This is a genomic window from Micromonospora sp. WMMD735 (assembly GCF_049178995.1).
GTDB classification, from domain to species: domain Bacteria; phylum Actinomycetota; class Actinomycetes; order Mycobacteriales; family Micromonosporaceae; genus Micromonospora; species Micromonospora wenchangensis.
The window spans coordinates 5421684-5435723 of record NZ_JBMHMJ010000002.1; the positions used below are offsets into that span (position 1 = coordinate 5421684).

16 protein-coding genes are annotated in these 14040 nt (G+C 73.5%); 11 read left to right on the forward strand and 5 right to left on the reverse strand.

Annotated features, from left to right (window positions below; translation table 11 throughout):
- Positions 1 to 17: 17 nt before the first annotated feature.
- The 3 genes from ACN268_RS23615 to ACN268_RS23625 all read right to left on the reverse strand — a co-directional run bounded on the left by ACN268_RS23615 (position 18) and on the right by ACN268_RS23625 (position 1539).
- Complete coding sequence (locus tag ACN268_RS23615) at positions 18 to 266, reverse strand: hypothetical protein (protein WP_421485041.1); 249 nt, start codon at positions 264 to 266, stop codon at positions 18 to 20.
- A gap of 79 nt (positions 267 to 345) precedes the next feature.
- Positions 346 to 816 (reverse strand): large conductance mechanosensitive channel protein MscL, encoded by a 471-nt coding sequence (gene mscL, locus ACN268_RS23620; protein ID WP_088642028.1) that lies wholly within the window; start codon positions 814 to 816, stop codon positions 346 to 348.
- A 39-nt stretch (positions 817 to 855) separates the two neighbouring features.
- Complete coding sequence (locus tag ACN268_RS23625; protein WP_421485042.1) at positions 856 to 1539, reverse strand: FadR/GntR family transcriptional regulator; 684 nt, start codon at positions 1537 to 1539, stop codon at positions 856 to 858.
- Between the two features lie 49 nt (positions 1540 to 1588).
- On the opposite strand from ACN268_RS23625, the gene ACN268_RS23630 reads away from it, so the two are divergent.
- A complete protein-coding gene (locus ACN268_RS23630; RefSeq protein ID WP_421485043.1) occupies positions 1589 to 2851 on the forward strand; it encodes an MFS transporter in 1263 nt (420 codons plus the stop codon).
- 9 nt (positions 2852 to 2860) lie between these two features.
- On the opposite strand, the gene ACN268_RS23635 is transcribed toward ACN268_RS23630, so the two are convergent.
- Positions 2861 to 3217: an STAS domain-containing protein gene (locus ACN268_RS23635; protein ID WP_088642031.1), complete on the reverse strand. Its 357-nt coding sequence runs from the start codon at positions 3215 to 3217 to the stop codon at positions 2861 to 2863.
- Between the two features lie 158 nt (positions 3218 to 3375).
- On the opposite strand from ACN268_RS23635, the gene ACN268_RS23640 reads away from it, so the two are divergent.
- From ACN268_RS23640 to ACN268_RS23665, 6 genes are read left to right on the forward strand one after another with little or no spacing between them, the layout of a single operon-like run.
- On the forward strand, positions 3376 to 4236 hold the full coding sequence (locus ACN268_RS23640; RefSeq protein WP_421485044.1) for an STAS domain-containing protein: 861 nt from the start codon (positions 3376 to 3378) through the stop codon (positions 4234 to 4236).
- Entirely contained in the window at positions 4236 to 4655 is a 420-nt protein-coding gene (locus ACN268_RS23645; RefSeq protein ID WP_421485045.1) for an STAS domain-containing protein, read from the forward strand. The genes ACN268_RS23640 and ACN268_RS23645 overlap by 1 nt, the downstream gene beginning before the upstream one ends.
- A complete protein-coding gene (locus tag ACN268_RS23650) occupies positions 4652 to 5068 on the forward strand; it encodes an anti-sigma regulatory factor (RefSeq protein ID WP_421485046.1) in 417 nt (138 codons plus the stop codon). The genes ACN268_RS23645 and ACN268_RS23650 overlap by 4 nt, the downstream gene beginning before the upstream one ends.
- Positions 5065 to 6081, forward strand: a complete 1017-nt coding sequence (locus ACN268_RS23655) for a SpoIIE family protein phosphatase (RefSeq protein ID WP_421485047.1) — start codon at positions 5065 to 5067, stop codon at positions 6079 to 6081. The genes ACN268_RS23650 and ACN268_RS23655 overlap by 4 nt, the downstream gene beginning before the upstream one ends.
- A gap of 23 nt (positions 6082 to 6104) precedes the next feature.
- A complete protein-coding gene (locus ACN268_RS23660; RefSeq protein WP_421486977.1) occupies positions 6105 to 7430 on the forward strand; it encodes an ATP-binding protein in 1326 nt (441 codons plus the stop codon).
- The gene (locus ACN268_RS23665) at positions 7405 to 8970 is read left to right on the forward strand and encodes a SpoIIE family protein phosphatase (RefSeq protein ID WP_421485048.1); all 1566 of its coding nucleotides are present in this window, start codon (positions 7405 to 7407) and stop codon (positions 8968 to 8970) included. Before ACN268_RS23660 ends, ACN268_RS23665 begins: the two co-directional genes overlap by 26 nt.
- A gap of 668 nt (positions 8971 to 9638) precedes the next feature.
- On the opposite strand, the gene ACN268_RS23670 is transcribed toward ACN268_RS23665, so the two are convergent.
- Positions 9639 to 10451, reverse strand: a complete 813-nt coding sequence (locus ACN268_RS23670; RefSeq protein WP_421485049.1) for an AraC family transcriptional regulator — start codon at positions 10449 to 10451, stop codon at positions 9639 to 9641.
- A 31-nt stretch (positions 10452 to 10482) separates the two neighbouring features.
- On the opposite strand from ACN268_RS23670, the gene ACN268_RS23675 reads away from it, so the two are divergent.
- The 4 genes from ACN268_RS23675 to ACN268_RS23690 all read left to right on the forward strand — a co-directional run bounded on the left by ACN268_RS23675 (position 10483) and on the right by ACN268_RS23690 (position 13949).
- Positions 10483 to 11052, forward strand: coding sequence for a TIGR03086 family metal-binding protein (locus ACN268_RS23675; RefSeq protein WP_421485050.1), 570 nt, complete (start codon positions 10483 to 10485; stop codon positions 11050 to 11052).
- Between the two features lie 136 nt (positions 11053 to 11188).
- Positions 11189 to 11725, forward strand: coding sequence for a PadR family transcriptional regulator (locus ACN268_RS23680; RefSeq protein WP_421485051.1), 537 nt, complete (start codon positions 11189 to 11191; stop codon positions 11723 to 11725).
- Positions 11722 to 12441, forward strand: coding sequence for an ABC transporter ATP-binding protein (locus tag ACN268_RS23685; protein WP_421485052.1), 720 nt, complete (start codon positions 11722 to 11724; stop codon positions 12439 to 12441). Before ACN268_RS23680 ends, ACN268_RS23685 begins: the two co-directional genes overlap by 4 nt.
- Positions 12438 to 13949, forward strand: coding sequence for an FtsX-like permease family protein (locus ACN268_RS23690; RefSeq protein ID WP_421485053.1), 1512 nt, complete (start codon positions 12438 to 12440; stop codon positions 13947 to 13949). The genes ACN268_RS23685 and ACN268_RS23690 overlap by 4 nt, the downstream gene beginning before the upstream one ends.
- The last annotated feature ends 91 nt before the right edge of the window (positions 13950 to 14040 follow it).

Sequence of the window (14040 nt, forward strand, 5' to 3'; positions counted from 1 at the left end):
CCCTGCCCCACCCACCGCTAAACCGCCGGACCCCAGGCACCGGGCGGACGCGGGGACAGCTCCCGCCAGGCGTCCGTCCCCTCCAGCAGGGCCCGGACGGTCTCCTCGGCCTCGTCGGCGCTGCCGTACTCGTAGAACTGGGAGACCCCCTCCGCGCCACCGGCGCGCTGCTCGACGTGCCACCGGTCGGCGTCGACGCGGAGGAAGACGTCCCGCCGCGCCAGTCGTCCCCATTTGCCGTTCCACCAGTGCCTACGCTGCTCCATGGCCGGACTCTATCGAACATGTGTACGACAGAAGGCGGCCCCTGCGGGAATCCGCAGGGGCCGATGTGCGCCGGTCGGGTCAGCGCGGGGCGGGCGGCTCCGGACGCCGGCCGAGCACGTCGTCCAGCGCGCCGCGCTGCCCCGGGGTGGCGTGTCCGCCGGCGAGCAGCGCGTCGCGGATCTCGGTGAGCAGCTTGACCTCCTCGCTCGGCGCGGCGGGCGGCGGCTCCTCGCCCCGCTTGCGCCGCTCGGCGAGCCGGTTCATCGGGTAGACGACCAGGAAGTACAGCGCCGCCGCCGTCAGCGCGAAGGTGATCGCCGCGTTGACGAAGGCGATCCAGTCGAACGGGATGCCGCGGAACTCCGGCGTCGAGCCCTTGAGGCCGTCCTTCTGGCCGGTGATCAGCACGATGACGACCCGGACCAGTGGTTCGAGGAACGACTTGGTCAGCTGGGTGACCACGCCCGTGAACGCGGCGCCGATGACGACACCGACCGCCAGGTCGACGACGTTGCCGCGCATGATGAAGTCTTTGAAGCCCTTGAGCATCCCTACTCCTGTGCCGTCCGATTCTCCGTCGGGGACAACCTATGCCCCGGACAGGGGCTCCAGAAAAGCACCGGCCTCGAACGCCGCCCGTCCGGGATCGCCGTCCCGGATCGCGGCCACCAGCCGGCTGTGGTCGACGTACCGCTGCGGTTGCAGGGAGTCACCCGTCACGTAGGCGACGGTGCTGCGCAGTGCCGCGCCGACCGAGGCGTACAGCTCGGCCAGCATGCCGTTGTGCGCGGCGGCGACCACCGCCGTGTGCAGCGTGACGTCGGCCTCCACGAACTCGGCGACCCGGCCCGACCGCCAGGCGGCCTCCCGGGCGGCCAGCGCGCTGTCGAGCGCCACCAGGTCCTCCGGGGTACGCCGCAGCGCGGCCAGCCGGGCCGCCTCGACCTCGAACGCCCGGCGGACCTCGACCACCTCGGCCATCCGGTCGTCGGTGAGCCGGCGGGCCACCACCGGGGCCAGTTCGTCGGTCGACACCACGTACGTCCCGGAGCCCTGCCGGCACTCCAGCACCCCGGCGTGCACCAGCGCCCGGACGGCCTCCCGGACGGTGTTGCGCCCCACCCCGAGCGCCGTCACCAGCTGCGGCTCGGTGGGGATGCGCCCGCCCACCGGCCACTCGCCGCCGAGGATCCGTCCCCGGAGCTGCTCGATGGTCTGCTGCACCCGCTGACCGCGCGGGGGCACGGGTGGGGAATCGAGCGACGGTGTCACCGGTTACACCAGCTGCCGAAATTCATCCCATGATTGTAGGTTCGAGGTCATGACCCCGCCAACCGCTCCCGCCGTCGAGGCACCCGAACCGCTCGCCCACCGGCCGGCCCACCGCACCCCGTCGCCGGCCACCGGCGGCGCGCTGGTGCTGGTGGGGATGCTGCTCGTCGCGCTCAACCTGCGGGCCGCGGTGACCAGCCTCGGCGCGCTGCTCGACGAGGTACGCACCGGACTCGGGCTCTCCGGCGCGATGGCCGGGTTCGTCACCACCCTGCCCACCATCGCCTTCGCCGGCCTCGGCGCGCTCACCCCGTGGCTGATCCGGCGCTGGCCGGCCGCCCGGGTGCTGGTGGTGGCTATGCTCGCGCTCACCGTCGGTCAGCTGCTCCGCGTCGTCACCGGCTCGGCGACGATCTTCGTGCTCACCAGCGCGCTCGCCCTGGCCGGCATCGCGGTGGCGAACATCCTGCTGCCGATGCTGGTCAAGCAGCACTTCCCGCACCGCACCGGGCTGGTCACCGGGGCGTACACGATGGCGCTGACCACCGGCACGACGGTGGCCGCCGCCTCCGCCGTGCCGGTGGCGCACGCCTTCGGCTCCTGGCGGGCCGGGCTCGGCGTGTGGGCGCTGCTGGCGGCGGTGGCCGTACTCCCGTGGGTGCCGCTGGCGCTGCGGGCCCGCGCCGCCCGACGGGCCACCACCCCGACGGCGGTCCCGGCCGCCCGCACCCGGGTCCGGCCGGCCCGCACCCGGCTCGGCTGGGCGATGGCGGTCTACTTCGGCGCGCAGTCGCTCAGCGGGTACGCGGTGATGGGCTGGCTGGCCCAGCTCTTCCGGGACGCCGGCTTCCGGCCGGAGAGCGCCGGCCTGCTGCTCGCCGGGGTCACCGCGCTCGGGGTGCCGGTGGCCCTGCTGATGCCGACGCTGGCCGGCCGGCTCCGGACGCTGCGCCCGCTGGTGTTCGGGCTGACCGCCTTCTCCGCGGCGGCCTACCTGGGGTTGGCGTTCGCGCCACGGAGCGGGGCGCTGCTGTGGGTGCTGCTGCTCGCCTTCGGCCAGGGCGCGTTCCCGCTGATCCTGACCACCATCGGCCTGCGGGCCCGCACGGCCGACGGCACGGTGGCGCTGTCCGCCTTCGCGCAGAGCACCGGTTACGTGATCGCCGCGCTCGGCCCGCTGCTCGTCGGGGTGCTCTACGAGGCGACCGGCGGCTGGACCGCGCCGATGGGCTTCCTGCTCGCCGCGCTGGCGGTGCAGACGACGGCGGGCATGGTGATCGCCCGTCCCCGGTTCATCGAGGACGAGCGCTGAGGAGACCGGTCAGGACGACGCGGGGGTGGGGTCACCCGCGACGGCCTGCTCGACCGTCGGATAGGTGTGCAGCACCTCCACCAGGCCGCTGACCTCAAGGATGCGCAGCACCCCGCGCTGCGGGGCGGCCAGCCGGACCACACCGCCGGCCTCGTCGCAGCTGTTCTTGGCCCGGACGAAGACCGACAACCCGGTCGAGTCGCAGAACGACACCTCGGCCAGGTCGAACACCAGCCGGCTGCGACCCTTGTCGAGCAGGTCGGTGATCTGGTCCTGCAGCTGCGGTGCGGTCGCCATGTCGAGTTCGCCCGCGACCGACACGACGACCACGTCGCCGCGCTGTTCCGTGTGCACCGTCAGGGACATTCAGACCTCCTGTTATCGGTGGAACGGTATCCCACGAACGGGGGGACCCGCAGAACGGGAGCGGTTCCGGTGGGAGCGATCATTCCTTTGCCGCGCGGCAACTACCGGGTCTGCCTCCGGTGATAGAGTCCGGCCGGCCCAGCTCACAGGAGGTAACCATGGCGTTGACCGCAGACGGGGGCGACCGGCTCGTCGGGCTGCTGAGTGAGCATGCTGAGCGGGTCGTGCAGCGGTGGACCGAACTCGTCGCCGCCTCGCTGCGCGGTCGGCTGAGCCAGGCCGAGCTGCGCCTGCAGGTGCAGGAACTGCACGCTAGCATGATCAACGCTGGCGGCGCGGGCCTGGCCGACCTCCAGAAGCCCGAGGCGGGCGAGCTGCGCGCGGTGCTCGCCGACCTGTCCCGCAGCCGGGCCCGGCAGAGCTTCACCGCCACCGAGACCGCGATCAGCATCTACGCACTCAAGGACGTCCTGGTCGACCTGGCCGAGACCGACGGCGTCGAGCTGTCGCTGCGGGACATCCTGGACTTCACCGGCCTGGTCGACCGGATGGGGCTGCTCACCTTCGAGACCTACGTGCAGGCCCGCGAGGGGCTGATCGCCGACCAGGCCGAGCAGCTGCTCGAACTCTCCACCCCGGTGGTGAAGATCTGGGACGGCGTGGTCGCCGTGCCGCTGGTCGGCACCCTCGACTCGGCGCGCGCCCAGGTGGTGATGGAACGGCTGCTCCAGACCCTGGTCGACACCGGCTCGCCGTACGCGATCATCGACATCACCGGCGTGCCGGCGGTCGACACCCAGGTCGCCCAGCACATCCTCAAGACGGTGGTGGCCGCCCGGCTGATGGGGGCCGACTGCATCATCTCCGGCATCCGCCCGCAGATCGCGCAGACCATCGTCGCCCTCGGCATCGAGTTCGGCGACATCGCCACCAAGGCGAGCCTGGCCGACGCCCTGCGGCACGTGCTGCGCCTCACCGGGGTCGAGACGTCCCGCCGGCACCCGCGCCGGGAGGCGTGATGGAACGGGTGCCGATCCTGAAGATCGGCGACATCCTGCTGGTCTCCATCCAGATCGACATGTCCGACCAGACGGCGGTCACCCTCCAGGAGGACCTGGCCGAGCGGATCGTGGCGACCGGCTGCCACGGCGTCATCATCGACATCACCGCCCTGGACATCGTCGACTCGTTCGTCGGCCGGATGCTCTCCACCATCGCCTCGATCTCCAAGGTGCTCGACGCCGAGACGGTGGTCGTCGGGATGCGTCCCGCGGTCGCCATCACCCTCGTCGAGCTGGGCCTGTCGCTCAACGGCATCCGGACCGCGCTGAACGTGGAACGGGGCATGGAGCTGATCGCGGCGACCCGTGACGACGACGCCGGGTACGCCGACGACCCCGAGGACGTCGAGTCCGGGACGGCGGCGACATCGCCATGACCGCGGGAGTCGACCTGGGCCCGAAGACCCAGGCGATCGGCAGCGACGAGGACGTCGTCCGGGTCCGCCAGTTGGTACGTACCGTGGCGGTGGCCACCAAGCTCTCCCTCGTCGACCAGACGAAACTGGTCACCGCCGCGAGTGAGCTGGCCCGCAACACCCTCATCTACGGTGGCGGCGGCACGGCCGAGGTGACGGTCGTCGAGGACGGCCGGCGACGCGGGGTGCGGATCGTCTTCGCCGACTCCGGGCCGGGCATCGCCGACCTGGACCTCGCCCTCACCGACGGTTACACCACCGGTGGCGGCCTCGGCCTCGGTCTGAGCGGCTCCCGCCGGCTGGTCGACGACTTCGACATCCAGACCGCCCCCGGCGAGGGCACCCGGATCACCGTCACCAAGTGGTCCCGATGACCCACGACGTGGTGCCGGACGCGGGTCACTGGTACCGGGTGGAGAGCGGCAGCGCCGCCAGCACCGTGCGGCGCGCGGCGGAACGCCTCGGCGGTCAGCTCGGCATCGGCGAGAACCGGGTCGCCGAACTGGCCATCGTCGCCGCCGAACTGACCAGCAACCTGGTCAAGCACGCCCAGGAGGGCGTCCTGCTGCTGCGGCCGGTGCGCACCGCCGACGCCGCCGGGGTGGAGCTGGTCGCCGTCGACTCCGGCCCCGGCATGGCCGACCTGACCGTGTCCTCCCGCGACGGCCACTCCACCACCGGCACGCTGGGCATCGGGCTCGGTGCCATCACCCGGCAGGCCAGCTGGTACGACGCCTGGTCCCGGCCGGGACGCGGCACCGTGTTCGCGGTGCAGGTGTGGGCGAAGGAGGTCGCGGTCACCCCGGCCTGGGCGGCGGGGTTGACCCGCCCGATCACCGGCGAGCAGGTCAGCGGCGACAGCCACGCGGTGCGTACCGGGGACGGTCGGCACCAGGTACTCGTCTGCGACGGCCTGGGGCACGGGCCGCTGGCCAACGTCGCCGCCGAGGCGGCCGTGGCCGCCTTCCGGTCCGCACCGGACGGGCCGCCCGCCGTGGTGGTGACGCACCTGCACCGGGCGATGTCGCACACCCGGGGGGCCGCGGTGGCGGTGGCGGAGCTGGACCCGGCGGCGGGCCTGCTGCGCTACGCCGGCCTGGGCAACATCACCGGGACCGTGCTGGCCCCCGACGGCACCCGGCGGGGGCTGGTCTCGCTGCCCGGCATCGCCGGCCACCAGCGCCCGACGGTACGCGGGTACGACTACCCGTTCCCGTCCGGCGCGACGCTGGTGATGCAGAGCGACGGGGTGGTGGACCGGTGGCGCGCCGAGGACTATCCGGGTCTGTTCGGGCGGGCGCCGGTCGTCGTCGCGGCGACCCTGCTGCGCGACGCCGGGATACGCCGGGACGACGCCTGCGTGCTGGCCGCGAGAATCCCGTCGTGACCGCCCGCGAAGCCCTGCTGCGGATGGCGTTGCGGGTGGAACAGGACATCTTCGGCGTACGCCAGCGGGGCCGGGAGGTCGCCGCCGCGATCGGGCTGGAGCACCAGGACCAGGTCCGGTTCGCCACCGCCCTCAGCGAGGTGGCCCGGGACCTGCTGCGCGCGGTGGACGGCGCGGACGTCACCTTCTCCTGCGTGACGGAGCCGGACGGTCGGCGGCTGCTCAGTGTCGACCTCGCCCCGCTGCGCCCGTTGCCGGACAACCGGTACGAGCCGCAGTCCGGCGCGGTGGCGCGGTTGGTGGACACCCTGGGGCTGGCGGACGTGCAGGGGGATACCGTCGTGAGGATGTCCCGACGTGTCCCGCACACCGCTGCGGCGCTGACTCCGCAGCGCCTGGCGGAGCTGCGCGCCGAACTGGGCGCCAGCGCGCCGGCCAGCGCCCTGGACGAGTTGGCCACCCAGAACGGGCAGCTCATCGCCGCCCTCGACGAGGTACGCCGCCAGCGTGACGAGCTGGCCGTGCTCAACGCCGAGCTGGAGGAGACCAACCGGGGTGTGATGGCGCTCTACACCCAGCTCTCCGAGGAGCTGGAGGAGACCAACCGGGGCGTGGTGGCGCTCTACGCCGAGCTGGACGAGAAGTCGGCCCAGCTCCGCGCGGCGAGCGAGTCGAAGAGCCGGTTCCTGGCCAACGTCAGCCACGAACTGCGGGCGCCGGTGACCGCGATCATCGGGCTGGGGCGGTTGCTGACCGACTCGGCGTCGGACCCGCTCACCGGCGAACAGGCCCAGCAGGTCGAGCTGATCCGGTCCTCGGCCGCCGATCTGCTCTCCCTGGTCAACGACCTGCTCGACCTGGCCAAGGCGGAGGCCGGCCGGATCGAGCCGGAGTGGGCGCAGGTCGACCTGCGGGCGGTGTTCGGGCAGCTGCGCGGGACGCTGCGTGCGCTCACCCTGCGTTCCGAGGTGGAGTTGGTGGTGGAGGAGCCGCCTCCGGGCACGGTGCTCCGCTCGGACGAGGTGCTGCTGGCCCAGGTGTTGCGCAACCTGCTGCACAACGCGGTGAAGTTCACCGACCGGGGTGAGGTGCGGATGCGCGCCGAACGTGTCGACGACCGGCTCCGCGTCTGCGTCTCGGACACCGGGCCGGGCATCCCCGCCGAGCTGCACGAACGGGTGTTCGAGGAGTTCTACCAGGTGCCCGGCACCAGCCGGCGCAGCGGCACCGGCCTCGGCCTGCCGTACGCGCGGCGGTTGGTGACGCTGCTCGGCGGCACCCTGACGCTGACCAGCGAACCGGGCCGGGGCAGCAGTTTCATGGTTGACCTGCCCGTGGCGGGAGGGTGAGGTGGCCGCCGCCCCGCCGACGATCCTGGTGGTCGACGACAGCCCCACCAAGCGCTACCTGCTGGTGAGTTGGCTGACCCGGGCGGGTTTCACCGTGCGGGAGGCGGAGAACGGCACCGAGGCGCTGGCCCGGGTCGGGGTGGACCCGATCGACCTGGTGGTCCTCGACGTCCGGCTGCCGGATCTCAGCGGTTTCGAGGTCTGCGAGCGGATCAAGGCGGACCATCCGGCCATTCCGGTGATCCACGTGTCCGCGCACGCGGTCGACGTGGTGGACCGGACCCAGGGCCTGACCCGGGGCGCGGACGCCTACCTGGCCGAACCGATCGAGCCGGAGGAGCTGGTCGCCACCGCGCACGCGGTGCTGCGCTACTACCAGGCGCGGCAGCGGGCGGAACTGCTCGCCGAGCGGCTCACCGGGCTGGCTGACACGACCGTGGCGGTGCACGCCGCGTCCACCTTCGCCCGCCTGCTGCTGGAGGCGGCGGCCGGTGCGGCCCAGATCTTCCGCAGTCCGGCGGCGGTGGTCGCGGAGACCTTCGACGGGGAGTGCCTGGCCGGGGTCGCCGCCGGGCCGGGCGCGGTGGCGGAGATCGTGCCGTGGGTGGTGGACGACACCGGCGTGCCGACCGGGGCGACCGTCCGGGTGGACGCCCCCGACGGCTGGGCGCTGGTGCGGTGGCCGGCCGACGACACGGTGACGGTGGCCGCCGCGAAGCTGAGGGAGGACCGCGCCCCGCTGTACGTGGTGGTGCCCACCGCCACCCAGACCGCCCGGACCCCGGTGCTGGTGCAGCTCGCGCAGGCGGTCGCCTCGGCGGTGGAGGCGCAGCGCTCCTACGACGAGGAGCACCGGATCGCGGTCACCCTCCAGCGGAGCCTGCTGCCCCGCCGGCTGCCCGACGTCGCCGGCCTCGACCTGGCGGTGCGCTACGAGCCGGCCAGTGCGCAGACCGAGGTGGGTGGGGACTTCTACGAGCTGGTGATGCTCGACGGGCACCTGCTGGTGGCGATCGGCGACGTCGCCGGCCACTCGCTGCACGCGGCGACGGTGATGGCCGAGCTGCGGCACGCGATGCGGGCGTACGCGGTGGAGGGGCACCAGCCGGGGATGATCGTGGACCGGCTCAACGTGCTGATGCGGACGCTGCTGCGCAACGAGCTGGCGACCCTGTGCATCCTGCTGCTGCACCCGTCGACGGGCCGGATCAGGCTGGCCAGCGCCGGGCACCTGCCGGCGTTGGTGACGGTGGACGGCCGGGTGGAGTTCGTCCAGCAGTCGGCCCCGCTGCTCGGGGTGCGCGCGGACCGCCCCGAGGACCTGGAGTTCACCCTGCCGGCCGGGGCGACGCTGGTGCTCTACACCGACGGGCTGATCGAGCGGCGGGACACCACCATCGACGACGGCCTGGCCGCGTTGGCGGCCTGCGCGACGGTGGTCGACGACGACCTGGACGGCTTCTGCCAGCGGCTGCTGGTGGAGCTGGCCCCGCCGGAGATCCACGACGACGTCGCGGTGGTGGCGGTCCGTCGCCGCTGAGGGGCCCTCGTGCGCCGGACCCGCCCCTGGCACCCCCAACCAGTATCGTGATTACTGAGAGTGATCAGGCGGCCGTCCGCTCTGGATGTTGCTCACCGTAATCGCCGACTGATCCCCGAGAACTCCCTTCCTCCTCCTTTGCTCTGCTGCCCTGTTCGCGCCAGCACGCTGAACTGCCATGACGCAAGACTTTCGAAGGTGTTGTGCAGCCGTCCGCCACGCTGAGTAATTATCGCCTTGATGTCAGCAGAGCAAAGGACGCGGGCGGGTCAGGGGTGAGTGGAATGATAACTACTTGTAGTTACTATCCCGGGCTGGGTTTGGCCGCTGCCGGACCGGCCCCCGTGTCAGGATCGGTCGGGGCGGCGGCACGATGCCTGCGAGCGGTGACGGTGCGGCGCGCACGCATCCGGATCGTGGAGAGTTCTTGCGGCCATGACGACAAGAAATCTCCACAGACGTGCCACTAGCCACCGAGGCGGTCGCCGGTTGGTCCGGCAGTGTGCGGTCGGGCCCGCCCTCGGACGGGTTGGGCCATCCAGCGGCGGAGCCAGCAGGATCGAAGCGCAGGCCGGCAGGGTCGGGGCGTGGGCAAGCAGGGTCGGCGGCGGTGCGGACCGCCGACTCTCCGTGCTCCTCGGGCGACGCCGCCGGCTGCGGCACGGGGGTCAACGCAGGGAGCGGGCGTAGCCGGTGGGGGTGTGACCGGTGACGGCCGCGAAGTCGCGGGCCAGGTGGGCCTGGTCGCTGTAGCCGAGGTCGGCGGCGAGGGCGGCCCAGTCGGGCAGCCCGATGATGACCTGTTCGATCGCCTCCAGCAGGCGGTAGCGACGGATCACCCACTTGGGGCTGACGCCGACGTGGTCCAGGAAGAGCCGCTGCAACCGCCGTACGGACAGGCCGTGCCGGCGGGCGAGGTCGTCCACCCGTAGCACGCTCCGGTCGGTGCGGATCGTCTCGGCCAGGGCGATCGCCTCGGCCGTCGCCGGGTCGGGCTGTGGCGCCCAGGCGAGCAGGAAGGCGTCCAACGCCCGCTGGCGCTCGTCGTCCGTACCCTCGCAGCGGGGTGACGCGACGGCGGACCGGGCGGCGCGGGCGGCGGCCGGGTCGGTGTCGAGCGGGACGTGCCGGTCGGTGAGACCGGAGACCGGGCGACGCCAGAACGGGCGGAAACCCCCGGGGCGGAACTGGATGCCGCTGACCGTTCCGGTGCCGGTCAGGGTGACGGTGAACAGGGTGCGGCCGACCCCGGCCACCTCGGCGGTCTCCGGGCCGGCGGCGTCGCGGCGGAACACCACGTTGACGGCCGGGTGCGGCACCACCTGCTGGGTGAACGGCGCGGTCAGTGCCCAGTCGACCAGCCAGTAGTGCTCCACCCACGGGCGCAGCGCGGGGTCCGGCAGGTACCGCCGGAACCGCAGCTCCCGGCGGAGCCGGGCCGGATCGAGGATGCCCCGGTGGTCCCCGCGTGGCTGTCGCATTCGTTCAAGACCACCTTCATACGCTGGCCGTATGCCAACGAAGACTAGTGAGCTGCTGGCCGCCGCCGCCCCGAGGACCGTGGAGTTGGTCCGGGCGGTCGGCGACGACCAGCTCGACCTGCCCACCCCGTGCGCGGAGTACACCGTCCGCGGGCTGATCAACCACGTGTACGACGTGGCGGTCAACTTCCAACGCCTGGCCGTCGGGCAGGAGACGGACTGGTCGGTCAAGACCGATCACGTGGCGGAGCCGGGCTGGCGGGACCGGTTCGCCGCCGAGGTGGAGCAGCTCGTCGTGGCCTGGGACGACCCGGCCAGCGAGGAGGGTGTCGCGCCGGCGATGGGGCTGCCCCGGTCGACGCTCGGCCTGATGGGAGTGGCAGACATGGTGGTGCACGGCTGGGACCTGGCGCGGGCGACCGGCCAGCCGTTCCAGCCGGCGCGGGAGAGCATCGCGGCGCTGCACGGCTTCATGGACGAGATGGGCCCGATGGGCCGGCAGATGGGCGCCTTCGGTGCGGAGGTGCCGGTCGAGGCGGACGGGAGCGAACTGGACCGGCTGCTCGGCCGCACCGGTCGCGACCCGGCCTGGACGAGCTGACCGCTCCCGTCCACCGGGTCGCCGCACCCGGTGGGCCGGGCCGCCCGCCGGACCGTCCACCGCCCGCCGGGCCACCCCCAGCCGGATCGACGGAGCTGCTTGACAGCGGCTATTCGCCGAATGAATAGTTAGCCCGGTGTCCACGTCGCACGTGCTGCTCGGGTTGCTGGCTGCCGGCAGCCGGCACGGCTACGAGCTGAAGCGGGCCCACGACACCCGGCTGCCCCGGGCCAAGCCGCTCGCCTTCGGGCAGGTCTACGCCACCCTGGGCCGCCTGCAACGCGACGGCCTGGTGGTCAGCGCCGGCCAGGAACGCGAGGCCGGCCCCGACCGGACCGCCTACACCCTCACCGACCAGGGCCGGGCCGCGCTCACCGGCTGGCTCGCCGCCGTCGAGCCACCCATGCCGTACGTGACGAGCGCGCTCTTCACCAAGGTGGCGGTGGCGTTGCTGGTCGCCGATCTCAACGCGGCCCGGTCCTACCTGATCGCCCAGGCGCGGGCGCACACCGAGCGGCTGCGCGAACTCACCGCCGTCAAGACGGCGCCCGCGTCCACCCTCGCCGACGTCGTCGCCGTCGACTACGTCATCGCCCACCTCGACGCCGACCTGCGGTGGCTGCGCACCACCCTGAACCGCGTCGTCGACTGGCACCGGGAGGTGCACCCGTGAGCGGACTCCAGGCACGCGGCGTGGTCCGGTCGTACGGTCCGACCCCGGCCCTGCGCGGCGTCAGCCTCGACGTCTTCGAGGGGGAGATCGTCGCGGTGACCGGGCCCAGCGGCTGCGGCAAGTCCACCCTGCTGCACTGCCTCGCCGGGATCCTGCGCCCCGACGAGGGTGAGGTGCACTGGCGGGGGGAGCGGATCGACACCTGGCCCGAGGCGGCGCGGTCCCGGCTGCGCCGTACCGAGTTCGGGGTGTTGTTCCAGTTCGGTCAGCTCGTCCCCGAGCTGACCGCGGCGGAGAACGTCGCCCTGCCCCTGCTCCTCGCCGGCACGGGGCGGCGAGGAGCAGGGCGGGTGGCGCGCGAATGGCTGGACCGGCTCGGCGTCGCCCACCTCGCCGACGTGCGCCCCGGCGCGATGTCCGGCGGGCAGCAGCAGCGCTGCGCCACCGCCCGCGCCCTGGTCACCGGGCCCCGGGTGCTCTTCGCCGACGAGCCGACCGGCGCGCTCGACACGCTCGGCGGCGAGGAGGTCCTCACCCGGCTCGTCCAGCTCGCCCGGGAACAGGGCACCACCATCGTCCTGGTCACCCACGAACCCCGGATCGCCGCGTACGCCGACCGCGAGGTGATGCTCCGCGACGGCGTGGTCGACCCGACCGGCCTCGGCCTGGACGAACCCCTCGCCCCGGTGGCCGGTCCCGGCGCGGTCGCCAGGTGACACCGGTCGTCGCGCTGCGGCTCGCCCTGGCCGGCAACCGCACCGACACCGCCCGGGTCGTCCTCACCGCGCTCAGCGCCGCCCTGGCCGCGCTCGCCGCGTTGGCCGCCCTCACCGTGCTGGCCATCCCCACCCCACCCGGCGGGCGGGGCGCGAACAACGCCGAGCAGTACGGCAACGCGCTGCTGCGCGAGCCCGGCCTGCGCGGCGGGACGGCGGTCGCGTTGCTGCTGCTCGCCGTCCCGGTGCTCGCCCTGGCCGGGCAGTGCGTCCGGCTCGGCGCGCCGGCCCGGGACCGGCGACTGGCCGCGTTCCGGCTGGCCGGGGCCACCCCCGGGCAGGTGACCGTGCTGGTCGCGGTGGAGACGGGGCTGGCCAGCCTGCTCGGCACCCTGGTCGGGCTGGGGACGTACCTGGTGGGCCGGGTGCTGCTGCACCGGCCCGACGCCCGGGGGCTCCTGCCGCTGCCGACCGACGTGCTGCCGTCGCCGTCGACGATCGCGGCGGTGGTGCTCGGCCTGCCGGTGCTGGCCGGGCTGGTCGGTGTCGTCCTGCTGCGCCGGGTCACCGCGACCCCGCTCGGCGTGGTCCGGCGGACCCGCCGGGAACGTGCCCCGAGGCCGTGGGCCGGCCTGCTGATCCTGGCCGGGCCGACCGCGTTCGGCCTGCTCGCCCCGATCAACAGGTGGTACGCCGAGCGTGCTCAGGACCCGCCGGCACTGCTGGAGCCGGCGCTGATGTTCGGTGGTGGGCTGGCCGCGCTGGTCGGGGTGGTGGTCGGCACCGGCTGGCTGTCGTACACGGCCGGGCGGCTGCTGCACCGGTGGGGTCGCGGGGCGGCCGTGTTGCTGGCCGCCCGAAGGTTGACCGCCGACCCGTGGGCCGGCAGCCGGACCCTGGCCGCCCTGCTGGCGGCGGTGATCGTGGGGGCGGGCGCGGCCGGGCTCCGCGCCTCGATGATCGCCGACATGACGGCGAACGAGGCCACCGGCCAGGGCCTGGCCGGCAGCGACGACTTCTACCTGAACACGATGGACCTGGTCGACCGGGCCGCCCAGGTCGCCGTGGCGCTGGCCGCTGGTGGCCTGGTCGTCGCCCTGGTCGAGGGGATCGTCGCCCGCCGCCGCACGTACGCGGCACTGGTCGCCTCCGGGGTTCCCCGGGGCGTCATCGGCCGGTCGGTGGTCTGGCAGGCGCTGGCCCCGGCGGTGCCGGCCATCGTGCTGGCGCTTGCCGTCGGTCTGCTGCTCATCTGGGGCGTCGCGGGCCGCCCACGCAGCTACGGGGCGCACTCCGTCCAGGTGTGCACGGGTGACGCCGTCCGGTGCGCCGACCCGTCGGCCCTGCGTGAGGTGTGGGTGCCCGAGGTCGTGGTGACACCCGAGCTGCCGTGGGCGCAACTCGCCGGGGTCGGTGCGGGTGCCCTGGCCGCCGTGCTGGTCACGGTCGGTGTCGGCCTGCTCTTCCTGCGGACGAGCACCGCCGTCGAGGAACTCCGCACCGGCTGACCGCGATCAGCCGGTGCGCAGCGGCAACCGCCCGCCGAGCCCTGCCGGCCCGCCGGTCCCCCGCCGGCCCGGGGACCGGCCCCGGCCCGGC